This window comes from Bordetella sp. 02P26C-1, from assembly GCF_009763255.1.
Classification (GTDB): Bacteria; Pseudomonadota; Gammaproteobacteria; order Burkholderiales; family Burkholderiaceae_B; genus Bordetella_A.
Window position 1 is genome coordinate 1 of record NZ_WSJB01000015.1, and the last position, 23,990, is coordinate 23,990.

General features: G+C 58.9%; 21 protein-coding genes and 1 pseudogene. 11 read left to right on the forward strand and 11 right to left on the reverse strand.

The genetic code is table 11. The annotated features are described in order from the left end of the window. Positions 1 to 1,356 (forward strand): annotated as a pseudogene (locus GOQ28_RS08850) (hypothetical protein); the annotation flags it as partial. Beyond that, the gene (locus tag GOQ28_RS18760; RefSeq protein ID WP_160356201.1) at positions 1,283 to 2,839 is read left to right on the forward strand and encodes an autotransporter domain-containing protein; all 1,557 of its coding nucleotides are present in this window, start codon (positions 1,283 to 1,285) and stop codon (positions 2,837 to 2,839) included. The pseudogene GOQ28_RS08850 and the gene GOQ28_RS18760, both read left to right, overlap by 74 nt. A 589-nt stretch (positions 2,840 to 3,428) precedes the next feature. Here the strand turns inward: GOQ28_RS18760 and GOQ28_RS08860 are convergent. The 6 genes from GOQ28_RS08860 to GOQ28_RS08885 all read right to left on the reverse strand — a co-directional run bounded on the left by GOQ28_RS08860 (position 3,429) and on the right by GOQ28_RS08885 (position 9,346). Next, positions 3,429 to 4,811 carry an amidase gene (locus tag GOQ28_RS08860; protein ID WP_160356202.1) on the reverse strand — a complete coding sequence of 461 codons (1,383 nt, stop codon included), beginning with the start codon at positions 4,809 to 4,811 and terminating at the stop codon, positions 3,429 to 3,431. Between the two features lie 48 nt (positions 4,812 to 4,859). Next, a complete protein-coding gene (locus GOQ28_RS08865; protein ID WP_160356203.1) occupies positions 4,860 to 5,585 on the reverse strand; it encodes an ABC transporter ATP-binding protein in 726 nt (241 codons plus the stop codon). A gap of 5 nt (positions 5,586 to 5,590) precedes the next feature. Then, entirely contained in the window at positions 5,591 to 6,307 is a 717-nt protein-coding gene (locus GOQ28_RS08870; RefSeq protein ID WP_160356204.1) for an ABC transporter ATP-binding protein, read from the reverse strand. Beyond that, positions 6,291 to 7,238, reverse strand: a complete 948-nt coding sequence (locus tag GOQ28_RS08875) for a branched-chain amino acid ABC transporter permease (protein ID WP_160351423.1) — start codon at positions 7,236 to 7,238, stop codon at positions 6,291 to 6,293. Before GOQ28_RS08875 ends, GOQ28_RS08870 begins: the two co-directional genes overlap by 17 nt. Next, the gene (locus tag GOQ28_RS08880) at positions 7,235 to 8,116 is read right to left on the reverse strand and encodes a branched-chain amino acid ABC transporter permease (RefSeq protein WP_160356205.1); all 882 of its coding nucleotides are present in this window, start codon (positions 8,114 to 8,116) and stop codon (positions 7,235 to 7,237) included. Before GOQ28_RS08880 ends, GOQ28_RS08875 begins: the two co-directional genes overlap by 4 nt. A 123-nt stretch (positions 8,117 to 8,239) precedes the next feature. Further along, positions 8,240 to 9,346 (reverse strand): ABC transporter substrate-binding protein, encoded by a 1,107-nt coding sequence (locus GOQ28_RS08885; protein WP_202109503.1) that lies wholly within the window; start codon positions 9,344 to 9,346, stop codon positions 8,240 to 8,242. A gap of 263 nt (positions 9,347 to 9,609) precedes the next feature. Here GOQ28_RS08885 and GOQ28_RS08890 point away from each other — a divergent pair, with 263 nt between their 5' ends. Further along, positions 9,610 to 10,389, forward strand: a complete 780-nt coding sequence (locus GOQ28_RS08890) for an IclR family transcriptional regulator (RefSeq protein WP_160351421.1) — start codon at positions 9,610 to 9,612, stop codon at positions 10,387 to 10,389. Between the two features lie 39 nt (positions 10,390 to 10,428). Here GOQ28_RS08890 and GOQ28_RS08895 read toward each other — a convergent pair whose 3' ends face one another. Further along, positions 10,429 to 11,325, reverse strand: a complete 897-nt coding sequence (locus GOQ28_RS08895) for a LysR substrate-binding domain-containing protein (protein ID WP_160356206.1) — start codon at positions 11,323 to 11,325, stop codon at positions 10,429 to 10,431. 117 nt (positions 11,326 to 11,442) lie between these two features. On the opposite strand from GOQ28_RS08895, the gene GOQ28_RS08900 reads away from it, so the two are divergent. From GOQ28_RS08900 to GOQ28_RS08935, 7 genes are all read left to right on the forward strand, one after another. Further along, on the forward strand, positions 11,443 to 12,585 hold the full coding sequence (locus GOQ28_RS08900; RefSeq protein ID WP_160356207.1) for a CaiB/BaiF CoA transferase family protein: 1,143 nt from the start codon (positions 11,443 to 11,445) through the stop codon (positions 12,583 to 12,585). 36 nt (positions 12,586 to 12,621) lie between these two features. Continuing rightward, entirely contained in the window at positions 12,622 to 13,431 is an 810-nt protein-coding gene (locus tag GOQ28_RS08905; protein ID WP_160356208.1) for a citryl-CoA lyase, read from the forward strand. Between the two features lie 62 nt (positions 13,432 to 13,493). Beyond that, complete coding sequence (locus GOQ28_RS08910; RefSeq protein WP_160356209.1) at positions 13,494 to 14,495, forward strand: Bug family tripartite tricarboxylate transporter substrate binding protein; 1,002 nt, start codon at positions 13,494 to 13,496, stop codon at positions 14,493 to 14,495. Between the two features lie 43 nt (positions 14,496 to 14,538). Continuing rightward, the gene (locus GOQ28_RS08915; RefSeq protein WP_160356210.1) at positions 14,539 to 15,612 is read left to right on the forward strand and encodes a maleylacetate reductase; all 1,074 of its coding nucleotides are present in this window, start codon (positions 14,539 to 14,541) and stop codon (positions 15,610 to 15,612) included. Positions 15,613 to 16,348: 736 nt separating this feature from the next. Further along, positions 16,349 to 17,449: a carboxynorspermidine decarboxylase gene (locus GOQ28_RS08925; RefSeq protein WP_160356211.1), complete on the forward strand. Its 1,101-nt coding sequence runs from the start codon at positions 16,349 to 16,351 to the stop codon at positions 17,447 to 17,449. A gap of 42 nt (positions 17,450 to 17,491) precedes the next feature. Further along, entirely contained in the window at positions 17,492 to 18,796 is a 1,305-nt protein-coding gene (locus GOQ28_RS08930; protein WP_160356212.1) for a saccharopine dehydrogenase family protein, read from the forward strand. 259 nt (positions 18,797 to 19,055) lie between these two features. Then, a complete protein-coding gene (locus tag GOQ28_RS08935; protein WP_160351413.1) occupies positions 19,056 to 19,487 on the forward strand; it encodes a GNAT family acetyltransferase in 432 nt (143 codons plus the stop codon). A gap of 35 nt (positions 19,488 to 19,522) precedes the next feature. Here GOQ28_RS08935 and GOQ28_RS08940 read toward each other — a convergent pair whose 3' ends face one another. From GOQ28_RS08940 to GOQ28_RS18515, 4 genes are all read right to left on the reverse strand, one after another. Continuing rightward, positions 19,523 to 19,720 carry a hypothetical protein gene (locus tag GOQ28_RS08940; protein WP_160351412.1) on the reverse strand — a complete coding sequence of 66 codons (198 nt, stop codon included), beginning with the start codon at positions 19,718 to 19,720 and terminating at the stop codon, positions 19,523 to 19,525. A gap of 239 nt (positions 19,721 to 19,959) precedes the next feature. Continuing rightward, the gene (locus tag GOQ28_RS08945; protein ID WP_160351411.1) at positions 19,960 to 21,396 is read right to left on the reverse strand and encodes an amidase; all 1,437 of its coding nucleotides are present in this window, start codon (positions 21,394 to 21,396) and stop codon (positions 19,960 to 19,962) included. Between the two features lie 8 nt (positions 21,397 to 21,404). After that, positions 21,405 to 22,412 (reverse strand): Bug family tripartite tricarboxylate transporter substrate binding protein, encoded by a 1,008-nt coding sequence (locus GOQ28_RS08950; protein WP_160351410.1) that lies wholly within the window; start codon positions 22,410 to 22,412, stop codon positions 21,405 to 21,407. Positions 22,413 to 22,820: 408 nt separating this feature from the next. Then, entirely contained in the window at positions 22,821 to 22,988 is a 168-nt protein-coding gene (locus GOQ28_RS18515; RefSeq protein ID WP_202109502.1) for a hypothetical protein, read from the reverse strand. Between the two features lie 239 nt (positions 22,989 to 23,227). On the opposite strand from GOQ28_RS18515, the gene GOQ28_RS08955 reads away from it, so the two are divergent. After that, positions 23,228 to 23,905 carry an RluA family pseudouridine synthase gene (locus GOQ28_RS08955; RefSeq protein ID WP_236844288.1) on the forward strand — a complete coding sequence of 226 codons (678 nt, stop codon included), beginning with the start codon at positions 23,228 to 23,230 and terminating at the stop codon, positions 23,903 to 23,905. The last annotated feature ends 85 nt before the right edge of the window (positions 23,906 to 23,990 follow it).

Here is a 23,990-nt window from a genome sequence, read left to right on the forward strand (position 1 = left end):
GTCACTGTCGGCGTACTGCCAACCGGGATCGTGCAGACCTGGGGGTCCGGCGCGATCGGTGTACTGGCGCAGAGTATTGGCGGCGGGGGCGGCTCGGCTCAAGGGGGTTCGCTCACCTTGTTGGGCGCGCGGACTTCCCGACCCGGTGGCATGACGCTCACTCTCGGCAGAGAGGCAGGAGCAAACGCCAGCGGCGCGGCCGTCGAAGCCGTCATCAGCGGTGTGATCGCCACCCATGGCGGCGATGCGGCCGCGCTGCAAGCTCAATCCATCGGCGGCGGGGGCGGACAAGGCGGCTCGGCCGGCTCCGATGCGTCTTTTGATAATCCCATCATCGTTGCCGATCTCGCGCGCGCACATACAAGCAATGTCGCTCAACAGGTCGCGGACATGCTGCGCGATCTGCCGGAGGAATCATCCGCAAGATCATTCCAAAATACATTGACGCTAGGCGAGACGGGAGGCAGCAATAACCGGGGCGGCGCAGTCGATATCAAGCTGAATGCTGGCGCCACGATCTTCACCGAAGGCGACTGGTCTAACGGCATCATGGCCCAAAGTGTCGGCGGAGGCGGCGGCAAGGCCGGTAGCGCGCTCGCCACCGGGACCGGCTGGATCGATCCGGCGAAATACTCGGTGAGTACACGCATGACATTGGGCGCTCAGGACAGCGGGGGCGCGCATGCCGGTGATGTGACGACGTCGTTGAGCGGTGCGTCCATCACAACCTCGGGATTCGGCGCTTCCGGCATCATGGCTCAGAGCGTGGGCGGGGGCGGTGGACACGCTGTTGACGGTTCGGATGCTTTCCTAGGGTCGATTACCCTGGGCATGCGTGCGGACGGCCGTGCAGACGCAGGCGGCCACGGCGGCATCGTCAATGTCGTCGCCAACTCGAGTCCTTCTACCATCACTACGCACGGTGAAGCCGCGTTTGGTATTGCGCTGCAGTCGGTGGGGGGCGGAGGCGGCTTTGCAGGTGCTGGTTCGCACGTCGTTGCTGACGCCAGCGGTTTTAACTTGCCCCCGGTGGAGTTCTCGGTCTCGAGCGCGAGAGGACAAAGCGGATCTCAAGGAGGCGCCGTCACTCTCTCCGATAACGCCGGAATGAACATCGCCACTGCTGGCAACAACGCCTTTGGCATCGTCGCGCAAAGTGTCGGTGGAGGCGGGGGAATGATCGTGAACCCTCAGCACCAACTGGCGGTTACGGGTGCCACGGTCCAGCTTAGCGGCGCTTCGCACGACCAGCGGCACACTCGATGTGTCCAATCAGGGACGCGTGTTCGGATCTGTCGGCTTGAACGGCGGCACAATGATCAACGACGGCCTGTACGTGCCGGGCGCGACCTTTAACGGGCAGTTGCTCAATCGCGGCCGCGTTCTGTTAGGCGGTGTTGAGGCTGATGTGCCAGGAGTGGCGCGCAGCCAATACACGGCGACGACACACACGGGTTCGTTGACGCAGACATCCGACGGCATGCTGCAGCTCGGCGCTGACTTCAATACTCAGCAGTTTGACGCGATTCATGCCAGCGGCGATGTTCACCTCGATGGTGAACTGACGGTGCTATCGCGTGCATTGCTCTCGCGGCGTGAGCTCGCTATCGTGACGTCGGATAGTGGCACCCCGACGGGCACGTTAACGCCGTTGGATACCCTCCTTTTTGACTATGCCACTCGCAATGCCGGTAACGCGACTCGACTCTTTGTCGCCCGCGCCAACTTCAATGCCGAAGACATGCAGTTGCGCGGGAATCAGAAACGCGTCGCCGGACATCTTCAAGAGGGGTGGGACGCGGGCGGCTCGCCCGCGCTAGCCACGTTCTACGCGACGCTAGACACAATCGCGCGTGCGGGGGCGGCCACATACCAACAGCGCATGTCCGATCTATCTCCTGGTGTCACACTTGTGCCGGGCGCGCAATCTCAGTTGGCCATGGGGCGCTTTACACGCGCGATGATGTCCTGCCCGACGTGGACAGACACAAACGCGCCCTATAAGGAACAATCCTGCGTCTGGGGTGATGTCAGCCGCCGTAGTACCAACCAGGACGGCTACAGCACGGTATCGGGGTATTCGTACGACACCGTGACGTACCAGTTCGGCGGTCAACGCGAGATTGCGCCGCACTGGTTTCTGGGAGGCTCGGTGGCATACCAGACGGCGCAAGTGCGAGGCGACGACAGCCGTGTCAAGGGCGACGGCGATGCGGGGTATGCCGGTCTCGTGCTCAAACGCGAAGACGGCCCGAGGACCTACTCGGCAGCCTTGAGCGCGGGATACGGGTCTTTCGACATGGATCGCTCCCTCAGCATCCCCAACTATGAAGAGCGCGCCAGATCGCATCCCGATGTGGTGACGGTGGGAACGCGGCTGCGTGCGGCCCGCACGTTCACCAATGGCAAGCTCTACGTCAAACCGTTCGTCGATTTAACCGGCCAGTATGCCCGGGTCCCGGGTTATCAGGAATCTGGCGACGCACTCAGCTTGGACGTCCAGAGCAGCGAACAGTTCGTCTTGGGCCTGGAGCCCGCGTTCGAAGTCGGCGCGCGCATGGAACTGCCCAAAGGCATCGTCTTGCGGCCGTTTGCCTACGCGGGTCTGCTGCTGTCGTCCGTGGACGGCTGGACCACCCAGGCAAGTCTGGACGGGGCACCAAATGGCAGTGGCACGTTCCAGACGACCATGCCGATGGACAGCGTCGTACGGCGTGTCGGTCTGGGCTTGCAGATGCTAAGCGGCAAGGGCGCAAGTATGCGCGTGCAATACGACGGCGAATTCTCCTCGTCCGCGAAAAGCCATGCGGGATCGTTGAAGTTGGCGGTCCCGTTCTAAGTCTTGATGGCGGTCAGACGTGGCGTTCAGACAGGCGCCACGTCGTCTTTTGGCGACAACTTGGCTCACAAACGCGCCTTACCACTCTCATCGTTCTAGCCGCACATTTTTATTCTTTATACTTCAAGCAGCCAGAGTAGATGTTGTGGCCACTTCGACGCGGTCAGGTCTGTGGAGTCGTATAAAGAGGTGCCGGAACGTTTGCTCGCATGGGGCGCATCCCACGATGATCTGGAGGATTGACGTTCAAACTCGCCTCGCACCATATAGAGAATGCCATGCCTGTCGCCGGGCTCAGTCTTGCCATAGTCTTTACCGTATTGCGTATGTACGTAGGAATCGCTGAGTTCCTGCCAGACTCTTCCACCCGTGATGCTTTAGCGCAAGGGGCGACGCCCAAGGTTAGTAGCTCAAAAGTCAGCCCGCCTCTCGTGACCTCCGGCGTGCGTGGGTGAATGCGGGAGTCCTAGCGGGCCGCGCCGTATGGCGTGTGGCGGTAGACGCGCAGAAAAAAGCTGACCCGAGGGTCAGCTTTTTTTCGTCATGGCGTCCGGTGATCAGACGCCCTCGGGATGCGCGAATCCTGCCATCAACCAGCCTTGAACGCTTCCTCGACCGCTACGGCGATTTCCAACAGCCGCTGGTCGGTGTTGGGTGCGCCCATGAGCTGATAGCCGATCGGCAGACCCTCGACCGGCAACGGCAGCGACACCGCGCAGAGTCCCAGATAGTTGGCGGGTTGGGTGTTCTGCGTCATGCCCAAGGCCAGGCTCAGCCCCTTGGCGGGGTCTTCGAGCTCGGACAGCAAAGGCGGGAAATCGGCTGTCGTCGGGCTCACCCACGCGTCAAAACCGGTAAATCGTTCCTCGACCTTCTTGCGGCTGGCAGTGCGCTTGTCTTCCAACGCCAGAAACTCGTAGGCTTTGGATTCCAAACCCGATTCGATGCGCTTGGCAATCACGGGATCCATCAAATGTTTCTGCGCGAGAAAGTTGTCCTTTCCCAAAATCGAGAGCAGCGCGGCCGGCATGGACACGGGGAAATAGCCAGCTCGCTCCGGCGCCTCCGGCACGACGATGTCTTCCAGCAAACAACCTTGCCCGGCGAGTTTTTCATTGGCCTGCTTAAACGCGGCACTGATCTGCGCGTTGACGTTCTCGTTGAAATGATTCTGCGGCACGCCAAAGCACATACGATTCAACCGTACGCCCGTGGGGCGTGCATCGTATTCGCAACCGAACAGCACGGCGGAAATCGTGTTGAACGCCAGCAGCGCGTCCTTGGCCGAACGTGTCAGCAGCCCGATTGAATCGACACGCGGATCGAGCGGGAATGCACCATCCGTTGGCCAAAGTCCCGCCGTCGTCTTGATCCCAAACACGCCATTGAATGCCGCTGGTACCCGAACCGAGCCACCAGAGTCTGACCCGATGGCAAACGCGCATAGCCCCGCGGCCATCGCCACGCCCGATCCGGAGCTCGATCCACCCGGTGCGCGATGGTTCTCGAGATCGGACGCATTCCACGGGGTGCCGCGCGGGGCGGAATGGCCCGTGATACCCAAGCACAATTCCACCGCCTTGGTCTGGCCCAGAAACACGCAGCCTGCGCGACGCAGTGCTTTGATAAACGTCGCTTCCTCCGTGCCCAGGACATCCGGCAAGGTGATGTTCGAGCCCACCTTGGGGCCCGGCATGTTGGCGATCACGAACACATCCTTGATCGCAACGGGCACGCCCATCAAAGGTCCCAGATCCGTACCGGACTGCATCAGCAAATCCATGGCGCGCGCCGTGGCAATCGCGCTTTCCCCGGCTACGGTCTCGAACGCGCCCAGCTTCGGATCGAGTTGCTTAATACGTTCCAGATACTGCCGCGTCACCGCTTCGGACGTGACCTTGCCCGCGCGGAAGTCCTGTGCGAAGCCTTCCAGGCCGCGTTCCGCGAACGGATCTACCGGTAAATCACTCATTACTGCATTCTCCGAAAAAGAATCATCCACTTGCGTGATGCCTCGCGATTACAGCCCGAGGTAAGCTTTTCTGATCATGGGGTGGCCTTCCAGCGTCGATGAAGGACCCTCCAGAACCAGCTTGCCGTTTTCCAGCACGTAGGTGCGATCACTGAACTGCAGCACCTGTTTGATATTTTGCTCCACCAGGAGCACAGGGAACCCCAGGTCTGCCACGCGCCGGATCGTCTGCATCACTTGCTTGACGTACAACGGTGACAGCCCCAGGCTAGGCTCGTCCATCAACAGCAGATCCGGCTCCAACATCAGCGCGCGGCCAATGGCCACCATCTGCTGCTGACCACCCGACAGCGATCCGGCCTCGACATTCGCGAACTTCTCCACATCGGGAAACAGCGAGAACACTTTATCCAGATTCGCCTTGCGCTTGGCGCGCAGGCGCGGCAGATAAGCCCCCAGCAGGATATTGTCCTTGACCGTCAAGTTAGGAAATAGCTGTCGGCCCATCGGTACGTGGGCCAAGCCGCGCTCGGCCATCTCGTGCGGGGCCAGTCCGGGGATTTCCTCGCCCTTGAACAGGATACGGCCTTGCCACGGTTTAATCATTCCCGATACCGCGCGCAAGATCGTCGATTTGCCGCTACCGTTGCCGCCTACCAGGCCAACCAGCTCGTTCTTTTTGATCTCCAGCGAAACGCCGAACACAACCTGCAGTGCGCTATAGCCCAGGTCGACACTCTCGACCTTCAGTATGACTTCATCGTTTTGGTTCATTTCCATCAATCCGTGCCCAGATAGGCCTCGATGACCTTCTCATCACTGATGACCGCTGTGGCCGCGCCTTCCGCGATCTTGTTCCCGCTTGCCAGCACGATCACATGGTCGGCGAGCTGAATGATCGCCTCCATGATGTGCTCGACCATCACGATGGAAACACCCGTCGCGGTCAAGGTACGCAGCAGCTCGATCATTTCCTTCAGGGCAGGGGGGTTCAAGCCCGCCATGATCTCGTCCAGAAACAGCACCTCTGGCTGCAACGCCAAGGCCTTCGCCAGCTCCAGGCGGCGCAGGCGGGCGAGGTTCAGATCCGATGACAGTTGATTCGCGCGGTCGGACAGGCCGACCTTTGTCAGCGCGTCCAGCGCGGCGCGTTCGGCTTCCTTGCGCTGCGGGTGCTTCAAGAACGCCGCCACCAGCACGTTTTCCAGAACCGTCATTTCCTCATAAGGGCGTTCCGTCTGGAACGTGCGGCCCATGCCGAGCCGCGTGCGCACATACGGAGGCAGCTTCGTGACATCCTGACCTAGGAACGTGACGGTGCCAGAACTCACCGGCGCAAAGCCCGTGACAGCGTTGAACAGTGTCGATTTACCCGCGCCATTGGGCCCGATCAGGCCCAGCACCTGGCCGCGCTCCAGACTCAGCGACACGTTGTTCACGGCGATCAGGCCGCCGAATTGCACCTTGATATTGTCAGCCTTAAGCACGGTTTGCATATTTCTTCCTGATCAGTTTGTGCGCATACTCGCCAACGATGCCGCGCGGCAACATGAGGATGACCACCAATATCAGCACGCCATAGAGCAGCATATTGGCTTGTGCAAACGTCGTTCTAAAGACTTCTCCCGAAATCACCAACAGTGCGGCACCCACCGCCGGGCCCCAGATCGTGCCACGACCCCCAATAATGACGGTCAATGCGATCTGTACCGAGAACAGCAAGTTGAAAATGATGTGCGGCTCGATGAACGAAAGGAAAATCCCGTAGATGCCGCCACCGAGCGCGGTCAAAACGCCCGAGACGACAAAGGCTTTCAGCTTGATCACCGTGGGATTGATCCCCGCCGCCATCGCGGCTTCTTCGTTATCGCGTACGGCCTTGAGCTGGTAACCGAACTTGCGACGCGAGATATAAATCGTGATCGCGATCGTCAGCGCAGCGTAGACGAGCGCCAGATAGTATTGCGTCGTCTTGTCGAACAGGTCCACGCCAAACGGCTCGGGCAATTCATCGATGAACACCCCGGACGCGCCGCCAGTGAGCCAACCTTCGTTAATCGCCACCAATCGCAGAATCTCCGCGATCGCAATCGTCGAGAGCGTGAAGTAAGGGCCACGCAGACCGAACGTCAGCTTGCCCCAGGCCAGCGCCATGACCGCTGCCACAGCCATCGCCATCAGCATCGACCACCAGGGCGCCCAACCGAACTCCGATGCGCCGATAGCGACGAAATACGCGCCTAGACCAACAAAGCTGGCGTGACCCAGACTCAACTGTCCGGCCCAGCCACCGAGGATATTCCACGACGTCGCCCACCCCGTGAACAACAGCACGGAAATGCCGACCGTAATAAAGGCGTCGCCCGTCAGGGGATAGCAGGCCGCCGCGACGACCAGCGCCGCCAGAATAAGACTTTGCTTGTTCATACGCGCTTCACCGTTTTACCAAAGAGACCTTCGGGCTTGACCAACAACACCACCAGGAAGACCAATAGACCATAGGCATCGCGGTACGCGGAATCCAGATAGGATGCACCCATCACTTCCACTACGCCCAGCAACAGTCCGCCAATGATCGCGGCGCCGATATTGCCCAGGCCACCCAACACGGTGACGACGAACGCTTTAAGCGTAAACATTGCACCCGTGGTCACGGGCGAAGCAAACAACAGGGGAATGAGCGCCACGCCCGCGGTCACGGCCAAGGCAATCCCCAAGCCGAAAACGATGGCCTGGATGCGCTTGGTGTTGATGCCCACGAGCTCCGCGCCCAAGCGGTTCTCTGCCGTCGCCTTGATCGCGCGGCCGACTTCCGTCTTGTTCAACAGCAGGTACAGCGCACCGATCACGGCCACTGTCGCCAGGCCCGCCAGCAGCAGCACGACCGACACGCGGATCTCGCCCATCGACACCGTGCTAGCTGCATAAGACACATGCACCGACTTCGGCTCACCGCCAAACGTCAGCAGCAGAAGGTTGCCGATCACCAGCGAGATTCCCAGCGTCGCCAGCATCATCGTTTCTGGCTTGGCATCGATCACGCGCGTCAGAATCAGCTTCTGAATCAACGCGCCCACAATAAAGCCAAGCGGAATCGCGAAGACGAGCGTGAGATAAGGATCCCACCCGAAAAGCGAATTCATCACCACGGCGAAATACATGCCCAACACCACAAAATCGCCATGAGCGAAGTTGATCGTGCGCATGACGCCGAACACCAGCGTGAGGCCCACGCCAATCAAGGCGTAAACAGCCCCAATCAGAACCCCGTTAGAGAGGTTCTGAAATAAGGAAACGTAATCCATTGTGAAACCTTTGGCCGGCTAGCTGCACCGGCTATATTTGGTACGTGGTCGAACGCGTGCCGAAAGCGCCACATGCAGCACGTTTTTTTGCCGCTTGTGACGCTTTCTTGTCGTGAGGCAGACTTAGTTCGACAGCTTGGCTTTTTGCGAGGCCAGATTCTCGGGGAAGACCGTGACGTGCTTGCCATCCTGAATTTGGATGATCACGCTCTTGATCGGGTTTTGGCCCGTGAAACCATCGAACTCTTCAAACGTCACGTCGGTGACCGGCGTCTTCAGGTTCGTCGCGGCCAGGGCTTCGCGCACTTTCTCGCGGTCGGTCGACTTGGCACGGCGCAGCGCATCCGCGGCCACGGTCAATGCCAGATAGCCTTCGGCCTCGTAGAAAGACGGGTCTTCCTTGGCAGCTTCCTTCAGACGCTTCGCCAGTTCGGGGGTACCTTCGTACTTGACGTCCGGGCTCCAGCTCACGGCCGACACAATGTTCTCGGATTTATCGCCGACTTGGTCGATAAAACTCATCATCGACGACGCCGTATCAATGGCCACGACCTTGGTGTTCAGGCCCACTTCCTTGATTTGACGCGCAATCGCGATACCGTCATCGGCGTACGAGCTGGTCAACAGAATATCCGGATTCGCCGAGCGGAACTTGTTCAGGATCGGACGGAAGTCCGTCGTGCCCTGGTCATAGGCTTGCTTGCCCACGACTTCATAGCCGCGTTTTTCCGCTTGGCGCACGCCTTCCTCGCTCACCGAGGTGGGCCACGCGCCATTGCCATGCATCACCGCGACCTTCTTCATGTCCGGATTGCTTTTGCGCAGAAAGTCGAAATAGTCGAAATACACATTCGCCACGATCGTGGAGTTGTGCTTGGCACGGAACACCCACTTCGAACCCGGCTTGGTGATCGAGTCATCGGCGCTGCCCAGCACGATCAGCGGCAGCTTCTGACGCGTGGCGACCTTCGACATCGGGCCCGTGATGCCCGAGGCATACGAACCGATGATCAGCGGCACGCCCTGCTTATTTAGCGATTCCAACGCCGCCAACGCGCTTTGCGCGTCCGAGCGGTCATCTTGCGTGATCAGCTCGAGCTTCTCGCCATTGATACCGCCATTCGCGTTGATCTCCTCCAACGCGACCTGCATGCCAGTGTTGTAGCGCTGGCCAAAGGCGGCGAAGTTACCGCTCAGGCTATTCACCACACCGATTTTCACTTGCGCCACTGCGGGAAGCGAAAAAGCCGATGCACATAAAACAGTCAACAGACCGGTTTTCAAAAATTTGCCGTGAGATTTCACAGGTGTCTCTCTTTAAAGATTAAATGAACAGACCAATTGCCGTGCAATATCGCTTTCGTTTTTCTTTACTTCCTGGTCGCTATGCCAAAAAGCCTGGGCCTGATTGTTTTGATATATGTGGTCCCGGGCCGTGTAGTATATCGACAGATTTATTCCACTTATCGAACTAAAACCATTATTAATTCCGTATGGCGGAACAAGATGCACCCATAGCGGTCTCTGGCGTGGCGGCGCTGGCACGAGGGCTGGAGATACTGCGATGCTTTTCTGCGCGCGAGCCCAGCCTGTCCAACGGCGAGTTGGCGGCCTATACCGGACTACCCAAGTCCACCATCTCGCGGCTGACAAAAACCTTGGTCGAGCTTGGCTATCTCAGGCACGATGCCAAGAATCGGGAATATTCAGTCGGGCCGTCCGTGCTGGCGCTGGGGTACTCGGCGTTGGCTAACTTGCGCGTGGCGGAAATCGCGCGTCCGCATATGCAGGCGCTCGCGGACGCCACAGGCGCATTGATTTCGCTAGCCACGCGAGATCGTTTGTCGATGTTGTACCTGGAGGCTTGCTGCAGCGACACGACCATGACACTCAGGATGGGGCGCGGCGTTCGCATGCCGATCCTGAGCACCTCTATCGGGCGAGCCTTCCTGGCTGCGCTGCCCGTCAACGAACGTGAATATCTCGTGGCCGCGCTAAAGCAAAAGGGCGAGCCTGCGGTCGAGCCTGCCGACCTCCAGGCCTTGAACAGGGAACTCAACCGCTACCAGCGGGATGGCTATTGTGTGTCGCTGGGCGAGTGGAATGCCGACGTCAATGCCGCCGCTACGCCGATTTCCTGGCAAGGCGGCTCGGACGTGGTCGTGGCGTCGATTAGCGGTCCATCATTTTTGATCACAGAGGAACTGCTGCGCGACAGGCTGATTCCTCGGCTGATGGATCTGGCCGGGCATATATCGAGGCAGTTGGAATGATCCACCCATGCTGCCACGACCTTATTACCCTTATCGCCTTTACTCCACCCGCGCGCCGGCTTTGGCGGCGTGTTTGCGCAGGAGCCCTGCAAAGGCCAAGCCGGGGCGAGTCTGGGGTAGCCGTGGGTTAAACAGCAGACCTGGTGTGCGCATGGGCGTGGGGCCCTCTAGCGGGATGAGGCGCAATGAAGGGTTGGGCGGGATGGCGCTGGCGGCGGCAATGCAGCCGACGGGCAGGCGCATGACCATGCCGAGCATGCCTGCGACGGTATTGATCTCGGCGACGATGTTGGGCTCTGCGCCGGCCGCGGCGAAACACTCATCCAGGAGTCGCCGGGTAGAGAAACTGGCCGGCAACAGGACCAGCGATTCTCGATGGAGTTCAATCAGGCGTATGCGCTTGCGTCGGGCCAAGGGATGGGTCTGGGAGACGATGAGGCTCAGTTCTTCGTTAAAGAGCGGCTCGAATGTCAGGCCACTGGTGGATTCGGGCCGGTAGGCGACGCCGAGATCCAGTTGGCCCTGCTCGAGTTGGCTGACGATGATGTCGGCGGTGAGCTCTTCGATGATGACCTTCATGGTGGGATTGTGGAGCAGGAATTGGGCGACGCAATCCGGGATGAAGCTCTGGTTAAAGGTGTGCGTGGTGCCTAGTCGGAGCTCGCCGGTCATTGACGCCGCGCTATGTTTGAGTTCGCTGAGCCCCTGGTCGATCTCGCGCAGGGCGCGCGTGGCGTAGGCTAGGAAGGTATCTCCGGCTGTGGTAATGACGACGCGTTTGCCTACTCGGTCAAAGAGTCGTTGGCCGATTTCTTCTTCGAGTTGGCGGATTTGATGAGAGAGCGTCGACTGAGTGACGTGCACGCGTTCTGCTGCACGGGTGAAATTCAGTGAGCCCGCCAGGGCAATGAAATAACGAAGGTGCCTGAGTTCCATGGTGTGGTGCGCCAATGATCGATGCGGTCAATGATAATCGTCGAAATTAATCATTTCCATCTTTAGGTGAGGCTGGATAGTCTTACGGCACGTTAAGACATGCAGTCAGGAGCTCCCATGGGGAAAGTGTTAGAGGGCATCAAGGTCATTGAGCAAGGCACGTTTATCACGGGGCCGGCGGCAGCGATGTTGCTGGCTGATCTGGGTGCAGATGTGATCAAAGTCGAGCAGCCGAAGACTGGCGATCCGTTTCGCGCATTCAAGGGCGGACTGTATAGCCCGCATTACCAGACCTATAACCGCAATAAGCGCAGCATCGAACTCGATACCAAGGACCCTGAGGACGCCCAAGTCTTCGATGCATTGATCCAAGACGCTGATGTGTACATTCAGAATTTCCGCCCCGGAACTGCCGAGCGTCTGGGTGCGGGGGAGGATCGGCTCAGAGAGATGAATCCTCGACTGATTTATTGCGCGATCAGTGGCTTTGGACAGACCGGGCCAGCGGCAGGCCGGCCAGCGTATGACACGGTGGCTCAGGCTGCCAGCGGTTTTCTGAATCTGTTGGTCAATCCGGCAAACCCTCGTGTGGTGGGCCCGGCCATTGCCGACTCGTTGACGGGATTTTATGCGGCCTATGGAATTCTGGGCGCCTTGGTCGAGCGTGCGAGAACCGGGCAGGGCAGACGAGTGGACGTGTCCATGCTTGAGGCCATGTGCCATTTCAATCTGGACGCGTTCACGCATTTCCTGTCCGAAGGCGAAATCATGGGGCCCTATAGCCGCCCCAGCGTGTCACAGTCGTACACGCTGCGGTGTGCCGACGATAAATGGATCGCGCTGCACATGTCATCGCCCGAAAAATTCTGGCGTGGCCTGGCGCAGGCAATTGAGTGGCCGGGTCTATTTGATGATCCGCGCTTCGCGACGCGCGAGGGCCGAATCACCCATCAGGAAGACCTGATTGATTTGCTCGGCCAGCGCTTCGCCGCGCAACCACGGGCTGTGTGGTGCGAGCGTCTGCAAGCGCTCGACGTGCCGCATGCACCCATGTATGACACACGTGAAGCGCTGCAAGATCCGCAAGCGCGCCATCTGGAACTCGAGATCGAAGGGGTTCATCCCCAACGTGGCCCTTGGAAAACGGTGCGTTCTCCGGTCTCGTTCGACGGGCAGCGGCCTACTGAGGTGCGCCCGCCACCCACACTGGGCGAGCATAACGACGAGATCCGTGCGGCATTGCGTGCACGCCTGGCCTGAACGCGCTCGGTCACATTACAAAAACAAGGAGATGTCATGAAAATCGGCAAGGAAACCGTACCACGCACTGCGATCTGCACGTCCGACGAACACACCATTGTCGTGCGCGGTGCTGACCTGTGTCAGGACCTGATTGGCAAGATGGATTTTGGAGATTATTTCTATCTGCTGGTCACGGGGCGTCGTCCCGACTCGGCCGCCAGCGCGGTGTTGAATGCCACGTTGGTGGCCATCGCCGAGCACGGACTGGTGCCGAGTGTGCAAGCGAGCCGTATGACCTTGGCAGCCGCACCGGACGCGCTTCAGGGAGCTGTCGCGGCAGGGATTCTGGGTTGCGGCTCAGTGATCTTGGGCGCGTCAGAAACGGCGGGCCGACTGTTTCATGAGATCGAATCTCGCGCCGGTCGCGACGGAGATCTGCTGGAGGCAGCACGTGTGGTCGTCCAAGAGTATCGCGCGGCGCGGCGAGCAATTCCAGGCTATGGGCATCCTCTGCACAAAGAGCGGGACCCCCGCGTGGCCCGATTGTTTGAGGTTGCGCGTGACAGCGCAGCGGGTTTGCAGTACATCGCTATTGCCGAAGCGGTTGAAAAAGTTATTCCCGAAGTGGTGGGCAAGGATTTGCGCCTGAATGTGTCGGCCGCAATTCCAGCCGTACTGCTGGGTATTGGGTTTCCGCTATCGGCACTAAAGGGAGTGCCAATCTTGGCTCGGGCGGCTGGTCTCATTGCGCATTTGACCGAGGAGCAGGAGGCTCCCATCGGCTTTGCGCTGTCGTATCAAGCTACGCGCGAATTGCAGTACCACGGTGAAGTTCCCCCGGGATTCGGGAAGGCGCAGTCATAGCGCCAACACGGGCGATGCGCCCTCGCTGCGCGTCGCAATCACAACAATCAGGAGAGACAACCATGCACAAATTTAATCCGCTATCTCGTCAGGGAAAACTGCGCCGTACTCTGATCGGCGCGGCGTTGGCTACGCTCGGCCTGGTCGGCATGTCTGCTCAAGCCGCGACATTTCCCGATCGTGCCGTTCGCATCGTCGTGCCGTTCGGTCCCGGAACGACCACCGACACCATCGCCCGCATCGTCGCTGAGGCCATGTCCAAACCTTTGGGCCAACAAATCGTCGTCGAAAACCGAGCCGGTGGTGGGGGTACGATCGGGACTACTCAGGTAGCCCGCGCGCCGGCCGATGGCTACACATTGGTCATGGGTACGGTGGGCACGCATGCGATTAACCAGGCTTTGTACAAAAACCCCGGTTACGATCCTGTGAAGGATTTTGAACCGGTGGCATTCGTCGGACAGACGCCGACGTTTCTGGTCACGGGTAGCGGGTCAGGCATTCAAACACTGAAGGATCTCGGTGCTGCCGCGAGCAAAGGTGAGGGTGTCGCATTCGCATCGGCTGGCAGTGGCACCTCGGGCCACTTGGCCGGGGAGTTGCTCAAGTCGCGATTGGGGGGCGAAATGGTTCATGTGCCCTACAAGGAAGGCGGCTTGGCGGTCTCGGATGTAATGTCGGGCCAGGTGCAGTTCATGTTCTATCATCCCGCTGCGGTACTCCCGCATATTCAATCCGGAAAGCTCCGCGCACTCGGGGTGTCCAGCGCCAACCGTAGCAGCGCCGCGCCCGATGTGCCCAGCATCGCTGAGCAGACTGGCAGTGATTTCGATCTGGTAGCGTGGTTTATGTTGTATGCGCCGCAGGCAACGCCGGAGCCGGTGATGGCGACATTGCGTAAAGCAGCAAGCGAGGCACTGTCCGATCCGCAAGTGCTCAAACGCTTGAGTGGACAAGGTGTTGAGCAAGGCGGCGAGTCGACGCGCGACCTGACGGCGTTCGAGCAGAGCGAGATCGCTAAATGGTCGGATTTGGTGAAGAAATCCGGCGCTCAGGTGAACTAACCCGGTATCCGCGAGGGGCGGGCGTTAGCACAGGACAGTATCTATGCATGAATTTGTCTATACCGCACAGTCCGCCCGGGTGGTGTTTGGCACCGGCGCGCTGCGCCACTTGGAGGCGGAAGTCGAGCAACTGAGCGGGAGCCGTGTGTTGGTGTTGTCCACGCCGAATCAGCGCCCAATAGCGGAGTTGGCTTTGCAGCTATTGGGTGCCCGTGGCGTGGGGGTGTATGACCAGGCCAAAATGCATGTGCCCGTCGCGACCGTGCGTGACGCAGCCGAGGTCGCGCGGCGACTCTCGGCCGACTGTACGGTTGCGATCGGCGGCGGTTCGACCACGGGCTTGGCAAAGGGCTTAGCACTGGAGTGTGGTCTGCCTATCGTCGCCGTGCCGACGACCTACGCTGGCTCAGAGATGACACCCATCTACGGAATGACGGAGGGCGGCATTAAAACCACGGGCAAAGATGTCCGCGTCCTGCCGCGTTCGGTCATCTACGACCCCGATTTGAGCGCGGGTCTGCCCACGGCGCTGGCTGCGGCCAGTGGGCTCAATGCCATGGCGCACGCCGCTGAGGGGCTGTATGCGCGCGACGGTAACCCGATCATGGGCCTTCTCGCAGAAGAGTCGATTCGTGCGCTGGCCCGAGGTCTGCGTCGCGTTGTGGCTCAACCGTTAGACAGTCTGGCACGCAGTGACTGTTTATATGGTGCGTGGCTCGCGGGGACGGTTTTGGGGAATGTCGGCATGGCGCTGCACCACAAACTCTGCCATACCCTGGGCGGGACTTTTAATCTGCCGCACGCGCAAACGCATGCGATCATCCTGCCCTATGCCATGGCATACAACAGTGCAGCGGCACCTCAGGCCATGGACCGCATCGCGCGCGCCCTTGGAGATTCGCAGACTCCTGCCGCGACGAGCCTGTACAAACTGGTAGGCGATTTGGGCGTACCGTGCGCTTTGCGTGATATTGGCCTGCAATCCCACCAGGTAGATCAAGCAGTGGATCTGGTGATGGCACAGCCCTACTGGAATCCGCGGCCGATGCAACGTGATGCTTTGTCTGCCTTGCTGCAAGCCGCCTACGAGGGCACCCCACCGGATCTCTCTGTATAGCCCCGACAGCGGCTCGCGACGGTCGGCTGATCAGCCCGGCTCTCCCGAGCGTGTCCTGATGGTTATAGTCGCGCAGTGCTATCCAGGCTCGGGTCAATGCCCGCGCTGAGCATCGCCGCGCACTACGGGCGCATGGACCCCGAACGTCGAAAATTCATCTATGCCGAGCTCAAACGCGAGGCCGAAAAAATCACGCGCGAGCTTGGAGAATGAACGTATGCTCGGTGTGGACGGGTGGCGGGGAGGGCGGCGCCGTTGCAGCGACCTGTTTGCTAAGATACACTACCCTTCGCATCGCGATACACGATGTTATTGTTTTTAGTCTGCTGGTTGGAGAGGACGCCATGTCGATCGACGCCCTCTTCCAATTGGGGATCGTCTCAGTTGCTCTGAACACCTCCCAAACGGAAGATCGCATTTGTCGCTCAGAGCGACACCATATTGTTCGCGCCATCCACACTATCGCCCGCCGCATAGTGGGTTTGCTTGCGACCTTATCCAACGCACGACAGCAAAAATTCGTTCTGCCGCACGCTGTGCAGATACAGATGTATAGCGGCCGAATGCCGAGCTAAGTCCAGCGCTCGAGGCTTCGAGCATGCGGTCACGACGCAGCAATGCGATTTGCTGCGTGTTTCCGGCGTGCGCGGCCATTTTCTGATCACCACGACAATCGACGCCCATCGCGGGCTTTGCGCGCGAGCGGAGGTTGCTTTCGCATCGAATTGCTTACGTCATGATCCAGACCCCGTACTACCTTATCGATAAGACTGCTTTGCAGGAAAATCTGCGCAAGGCAGCCCGACTACGCGAGTTATCCGGCGCCAAGATCTTGCTGGCGTTAAAGTGCTTTGCCACTTGGCCGGTATTTGACTTGATGCGCGAATATCTCGATGGCACCACGTCTTCGTCGCTCTTTGAGCTCAAGCTTGGACGCGAGAAGTTCGGTGGCGAAACCCACGCCTATAGCGTCGCCTGGGCCGATCACGAGATTGCCGAGGCAGTGTCCAGTGCCGACAAGATCATCTTCAACTCCATCTCGCAGTTCGGGCGCTACGCCTCGCAGGCAGCCGGCATCCCGCGCGGCCTGCGTCTGAATCCGCAAGTCAGCTCGTCCACCTACGACCTCGCGGATCCCGCCCGGCCATTCAGCCGTCTGGGCGAGTGGGACGTCAAGCGAATCGCGTCCGTCGTGGATCAGCTCGACGGATTCATGATCCATAACAACTGCGAGAACGCCAGCTTCGAGCGTTTTGACGAGCTGCTCACGCAGGCCGAAGAGCGCTTCGGACGCTTTTTGCAGCGTGTTAAATGGGTCAGCCTGGGCGGTGGCATACACTTCACCGCCCCTGGCTACCCGCTGGACGCCTTGGCTCAGCGCCTGCGTGCCTTCGCTGAACGCTACGATGTACAGGTCTATCTCGAACCCGGCGAGGCCGTCGTTCAAAACAGCGCATCGCTCGAAGTCACCGTGCTGGACACTCTGCACAACGGCAAGAACATCGCCGTCGTCGATAGCGGCACCGAGCCGCATATGCTGGACCTGCTGATCTATCGCCTCAACGCACGCGTTGAACCCAATGCCGGTCCGCATCGCTACATGATCTGTGGCAAGACCTGCCTCGCGGGCGATGTCTTTGGCGAGTTTGACTTCCCGGAGCCGCTCGAACCCGGCTCGCGCGTGTCCATCCGCGACGCGGCGGGCTACACGATGGTTAAAAAGAACTGGTTCAACGGCCTTTCCATGCCATCCATCGCCGTCAAGGAACTGGATGGAACCGTGCGCCTCGCGCGTTCATTTACCTATCAGGATTACGTCGACAGCTTAGGCGGCTAGGCCGGCCTGACTCATTAACTGGTTGCAAAGGGAGTGCGAAAGATGAAAAGAAATGTCCTCATCATCGGAGCCGGCGGCGTCGCCAATGTCGTGGCCCACAAATGCGCGCAGAACAATGTTTTGCTGGGCGATATCCATATCGCTTCGCGCACCGTGGAAAAATGTCGCGCTATCATCCAGTCCGTGCATGAAAAAGGCAGCATGCAGCAGCCCGGGATACTGAATGCCCACGCCCTGGATGCGCTGGACATCCGGGCCACCTCGCAGTTGATCCGTGACACTGGCGCTCAGATCGTGGTCAACGTCGGGTCGGCATTTCTGAATATGTCGGTGCTTTCCGCCTGCATCGACACGGGCGCGGCTTACATCGACACTGCCATTCATGAAGACCCCGCCAAGGTATGCGAGCAGCCGCCCTGGTACGCCAACTATGAATGGAAACGCCGTCAGGAATGCGCCGACGCCGGCGTCACCGCGGTCTTGGGCATCGGGTTTGATCCCGGCGTCGTCAACGCGTACGCGCGCCTGGCAGCCGATGACTATTTCGACAAGATTTCGTCCATCGATATCATCGATACCAACGCCGGCTCGCACGGCCGCTACTTTGCCACCAACTTCGATCCCGAGATCAATTTCCGTGAGTTCATCGCCACGGTCTGGTCTTGGCAAAATCGTCAGTGGAAAGCCAATTCGATGTTCGAGGTGCGCCAAGAGTGGAACCTGCCCGTCGTGGGCCAGCAGACCACCTACCTGACCGGCCACGACGAGCTGCACTCGCTATCAAGCGTGCTCGATGTACCCGATATCCGTTTCTGGATGGGATTCTCCGATCACTACATCAACGTCTTCACGGTGCTCAAGCAGCTGGGCCTGCTGTCCGTCGACCCCGTTCAATTGCCTAATGGTCAATCCGTGGTGCCGCTGCAAGTCGTCAAGGCCGTGCTGCCGGATCCCGCATCGCTCGCACCCACCTACCAGGGCTATACGTGCATCGGCAACAAAGTGCACGGCTTCAAGGACGGTCGCCAGAAAGACCTGTTGATCTACAACGTCTGCGATCACGCAGCCTGCTACCGCGAAGTCGGCAGCCAGGCCATTTCTTACACTGCTGGCGTACCCGCGGCCGCAGCGGCCATGCTTATCGCTCAGGGTATCTGGGACACGCGTCGCATGATGAATGTGGAGGAACTGCCGCCCCGTCCGTTGTTGAACTTGCTGGATAAAATGGGCTTGCCAACCAGGGTGAAAGACGAACAAGGCGACCGGCCGTGGAATCAGGCGGTCGAGCTCGGTTCCGAGGCGCTTGACGAGTACGCTGACGAACGCGAACTGGTGCAGGTTGCCTGATTGTTAGGCAGATGCAAGCAGACATGCGCGGGTTGTATGGGGTATTCTTCCCATATGACCCACGCGAAAATCGCTACCGCCTGCTTGGCAGCCCACCGACGAGGCCCTCGACATCTAAGTTGAGTGGCTAGTCACATTCAGGCGCCCCGAGTCGGTGCCTCTTCCCGGAAGGCCACGATACACACGTGGCCTTTTGTTTGCCAGATTCCCCATGCCGCCGTGTATCGCAAGGTCTTCATTTCTTGTTCAAGGAATGACCATGACTGATTTTTCATTGACCATCCAGTCGTTTCGGCCTTCGGACGAAGCCGATGTCGTCGGTCTGTGGCGTGCTTGCGGCCTGACACGGCCTTGGAACGATCCCGCCAAGGACGTCGCGCGCAAACTGACCGTACAGCCGGACCTGTTCTTGGTCGGCGAAGCAGAAGGCGCGATTGTCGCAACGCTCATGGGCGGCTACGACGGCCATCGCGGGTGGGTCAACTATTTGGCCGTGGCCCCCGCGTTTCAGCGGCGCGGCTATGCCACGGCAATGATGCGGGAAATAGAGTCCAGGCTGTTGGCAATGGGCTGCCCTAAAATCAACCTGTTAGTCCGCTCAGACAACCTGGCCGTGCAAAGCTTTTACGAAAGCCTGGGCTTTGGTCAAGATGCTGTCATCAGCATGGGAAAGCGTTTGATTCCAGACTAATGAGCCATCCCAGGCACGAAAACGCTACGTCGGGTCTACAACTTTGTATGCTTCCACGCTTTGTTCAGCAGCACATACATCAAGGCGACCAGCGCCAATAAAGCGAAGCCATTGGAAAAATACACAAAAACAATGGCATCGCCGATCCGTTCGTTGGCGATCAACCAGCTCGCGATCGACAGGCCACAGGACAGGCCAAAAAGCCAAATCAGGAATACCTTGAATACTTTCATATCGTCACAATAAATGGATTTCGGCTAGTTTATAGCCGAAAAACGACGCACGTGGTTGCTTTATGGTCGAGCATCCCGATCAAGTGCTTATATGGTGATTTACCACAGTGGCAGCGGCAATACCGGTCCCTGCGGACCGATATTGCCAACTAACTCACTTGGTGTGACGTACGTGAGTACTAAGAACGTGTTCGCGCCCGTCTGGGAATAGGGCGGCCACTGAAACCTCGCCTGATCACTCAGACTTGGTATTCATAGTGGAAAGGACGCCAATGTTTGGTCGACTCGATTTCCGCGGAGAGCTGTAGCACCACATCGTCCTGGCCAAAGTGACCAATGATCTGCGTTGCCACGGGAAGCCCTTCGCCCGTCCAATAGGTAGGCAGGGCAGCCGCAGGCTGTCCGGAGGCGTTGATGATCGCCATGAAGCAAGAGTAATTCCCCACCCGCTTCCTGAGATCCCAGAAGTCCCGGTCCATGGATAGTTCACCCAGTTTGGCCGGCAGCTTGCACAGCGCCGGAGTCATCAGGATATCGATGGACTGCATCCAACCAGACATCAGGCGACCGACCGCATGGAAAGTGTTGACCGCCTCGATATAGTCGCGGGCAGACAGGGTTTTTCCATATTCGTAGCCAGTGTAGATCGCACGTTCCAGATCCGACGTCGATAAGGTCTGGCCGCTAGCCTGCAGTTTTGCCTCGACGCTATTTACGATATTGCCCGCCAGAACGTTGGTATGTGCCTTGATGTAGCTCTGATAGTCGAATTCTGGAATATTCAGATCGACGATTTCATGGCCCAGGTCCTTGCAGATTTGCACCGTCTTTTCGAGGGCTGCGGACACCTCTGGATCGGTCGTGACGCCGCCGAATGTCTCGCGCCACACACCGATGCGTAGCTTGCGAAACGCTTTGGGCTGCACAGCGTCCATGAACGACCGCTCGAATACCGGCGCGGCATAGGGCGATCCCGGCGCATAGCCACCAATGGCGTCCATCGCAGCAGCCGTGTCTCTGACCGTGCGGCTCAGGACGCCGTCGACCGCCAGGCCGCCCCATCCTTCGCCGCGCAGTGGGCCCATGGGCACCACACCCCGCGACGCCTTGAATCCATAGATGCCGCAGCATGCAGCGGGAATACGGATAGAACCACCGCCGTCACTGCCATGGGCCACTGGCACGACGCCAGTCGCGACGGCGACTGCGGCACCACCGCTGGAACCCCCGGGCGAACGTGTCACATCCCAGGGATTCTTGGTGACTTTCCCATACACCGTGGCTTCGGTGGTCGGCGCCATGCACAACTCGGGCACCGTGGTGCGCGCGTAGGCGATAAAGCCCGCCTTTTCGAAGCGCTCTGCCAGGAACGAGTCCACCGCGTACTTGCTGTCTTTGAACAGGGCAGAGCCCACATGCGACGGAAAACGCCGTGATGCGAGGCCCGAGTCCTTCAATAGGAACGGGATGCCCCGAAATGCGCCGCGCTCTTCCCAGTTCTGCGCCAGTGCAAGGCTTTCGTCGAACTGCTCATGACACAGAAAATCGAATTCCTGATCGAGCTTCGTGGCGAGCTCGATGGAGGTCTGCATCAGCTCGTAAGGCGTGGTTTGCCGTTGCGCCAATAAATTCGACAGGTCCAGCCCGTCAAGCTTTTTGAATTCTGCTGTTTTCATTGGCTTCGTTAGTTCTGGGGCAAACCGGACATTTCGAACATCTTCTTGAACTCGCCCGAAGCGGTGTCTCGGAACTTGTCGCTTTCTTCAGGGGTCGCGGCAATGAGTTCAAACTGAAGCGTCTTCATCTTCTCCACGAACGCCTCTTCTTGCGCGACCTTGTTGATCGATTCGTAAATCTTGTCGATGGTCGCTTTCGGGGTCTTGCCGTTGACGGTCAAGATCAGGACAGAGGGCACCGTCAGATCGGTCGGGTTGTCCTCACGTTGGGGTACGGCGTCGGGAAACTCGCTGACTTTCAGGTCTTGCAGAATGGCGAGAGGTTTCACTTTTCCGCCCACGGCGAACGGATAGGTGTTGCCCAGCACATCGACGTGAGCATCAATATGGCCGCCCATCAAGTCACTGGCTGCTTGAACGCCACCTTTATAAGGCACGATCTCGAAGTCGAGATTGTTCGCCTGCTTCCAACGCTCCAACGACAAATGGGCCGAACCACCGATCACGTTGACCGCAATGGAAATCTTGCCGGGGTTCTTCTTGATGGCTTCGACAAAGTCGGCAAAGGTCTTGTACTCGGAGTTAGGGTTAACCGAGAGGGAATGCGGCGTGCGATACAGATACGACACACTGGCCAGATCGGCATCCGCGTCGTAGGGCGGCTTTTTGAAGGAGTATTTGTTGATAAAGAGGCTGGTCTCGGCGGACATCAGAATCTTGTTGCCGTTTTCACCCCCCTTGATCGTGGCGAACACCGAGGGCAGAGTCGCGCCGCCGGGGACGTTTTCCACTATCACGTTGGTGTCGGGATGCAGGCGGCCGAGGCCTTCGGCGAGCATACGGCCGATCACGTCAGTGGAGCCGCCGGCCGGGAACGGTACAACGATACTCACGGTCTTCTCCGGCCAATCCGCGGCTTGAGCGGCTGGCGCGAGCACGGACGAGATCATGACCAGTCCGGCGGCGATGAGCGCATTGCAATGTTTCTTGATGATGGTGGAAGGTGCTGACCGCATAGGTTCCTCTTGAGTTGATCCGGAGGTGGCTTGAGAACCACTTTGTTTATATCCGATAAGGGGGCGCTATTATGCACAAAATTTTGCAGTGCATAAAAACCCGCTGTACAGTCCGTTCAGGACTGTCAGCTAGTGAGGTCTTGCAGGTCTTTACATGGTCCGCCGCCATAGTTTGCGGCAAGCGGCTCAGGCCATCGTCACGCAGGCCATTTAATCGCCGAGAGGGCGATTGTCCAACTCAGATGTCGAGATTCCCAAGATTCCGGAACGGACGTCACGGGTGGACTCTTGGCATGAAGGAATAAAGTAGGGGAGCCCTCCCGGTCCTACTCGCGGGTAAGACCCAAGGGCAGGGTCAGCGGCCCTGCCGGTCGGGCGGAAGAATGCCGGTGGCTGGCCACCGCAACATTAACCCGAGTGAGCGCGCTTGCCCGGGTTTTTCTTGTGGTGGGTGTGCGAACCACGCTCGCGGCTCACGCGCTGGCCGCGGCCTTGCGTCGTAAAGGTCACTCCCTTCGGAGCGACGGGAGCGGGGGTACGCTTGCGGTCGGCTTCAGTAACGATTTTGTTGCCCATGGAAATTTCTCCAGTTTGAATAAAGCGGCCTATTGTTTCATATTCGCGGGATTTATTCTCGCCAACCGGAAGGCCGAAGGCAAGGCGGCCTCCGCCACCGTGAGTCTGCGCGGATTGATGGCTGACACGGCAGCGGTCTTCTTGATTAGTGGATATGATCGAGGCTGCCTGTTCACTCTAGTTTCTAACTCATTTTGCTGGCATTTCCTCGCCCCACGTGTCTTTACGAAGACGAACATTTGCTGGTGCTCGACAAGCCCGAAGGACTTCTCTCCGTACCCGGCAAAGGGCCTGACAAACAAGACTGCCTGACGCATCGAGCACTGCTGTATTGGCCGGATGCGCTGGTAGTGCACCGTTTGGACATGGCCACCTCCGGTCTCTTGATATTTGCACGCTCGAAAGAAGTGCAGCGCCGTCTTGGCGATGCCTTTGCCGCGCGTGAAATCTTTAAACGCTACATAGCTACTGTCTATGGCGAAGTCGAGCAAGCACCGGATGGCGCATGGCACCTTATTGATGCACCGTTAATCTGCGATTGGGAGCGTCGCCCTCTACAAAAAGTGGATTACACCGTAGGCAAGCCGAGTCAAACGCGCTTCCAACGCCATCCCGACCAGGCCGGTACGCTACCGGGCTGTACCAAGATATGGCTTGAGCCCATCACCGGACGTTCGCATCAATTGCGTGTACACATGGCCCATGTCGGGCTGCCTCTCGTGGGTGATCCCTTGTATGCCCCCGCACATGTCCTAGCGTTGGACAAGCGACTCCATCTACACGCTGCTGAACTGCGCTTCCGACACCCCTGTACGGACGAGACCCTGCATATTCGTAGCAATGCAGCAGGGTTTTGCTGTCAGGATGCGGTCATTGATCAGGCGAGCCCGGGCAGATTGCCTGGCTCTACATCATAAACGGGGGACGACCAGCATTCATTAGACTTGTTTTTGCGAAGAACCTGTCTAAAGGAAACAATGCTGATGTCCCCAATCGATTCTA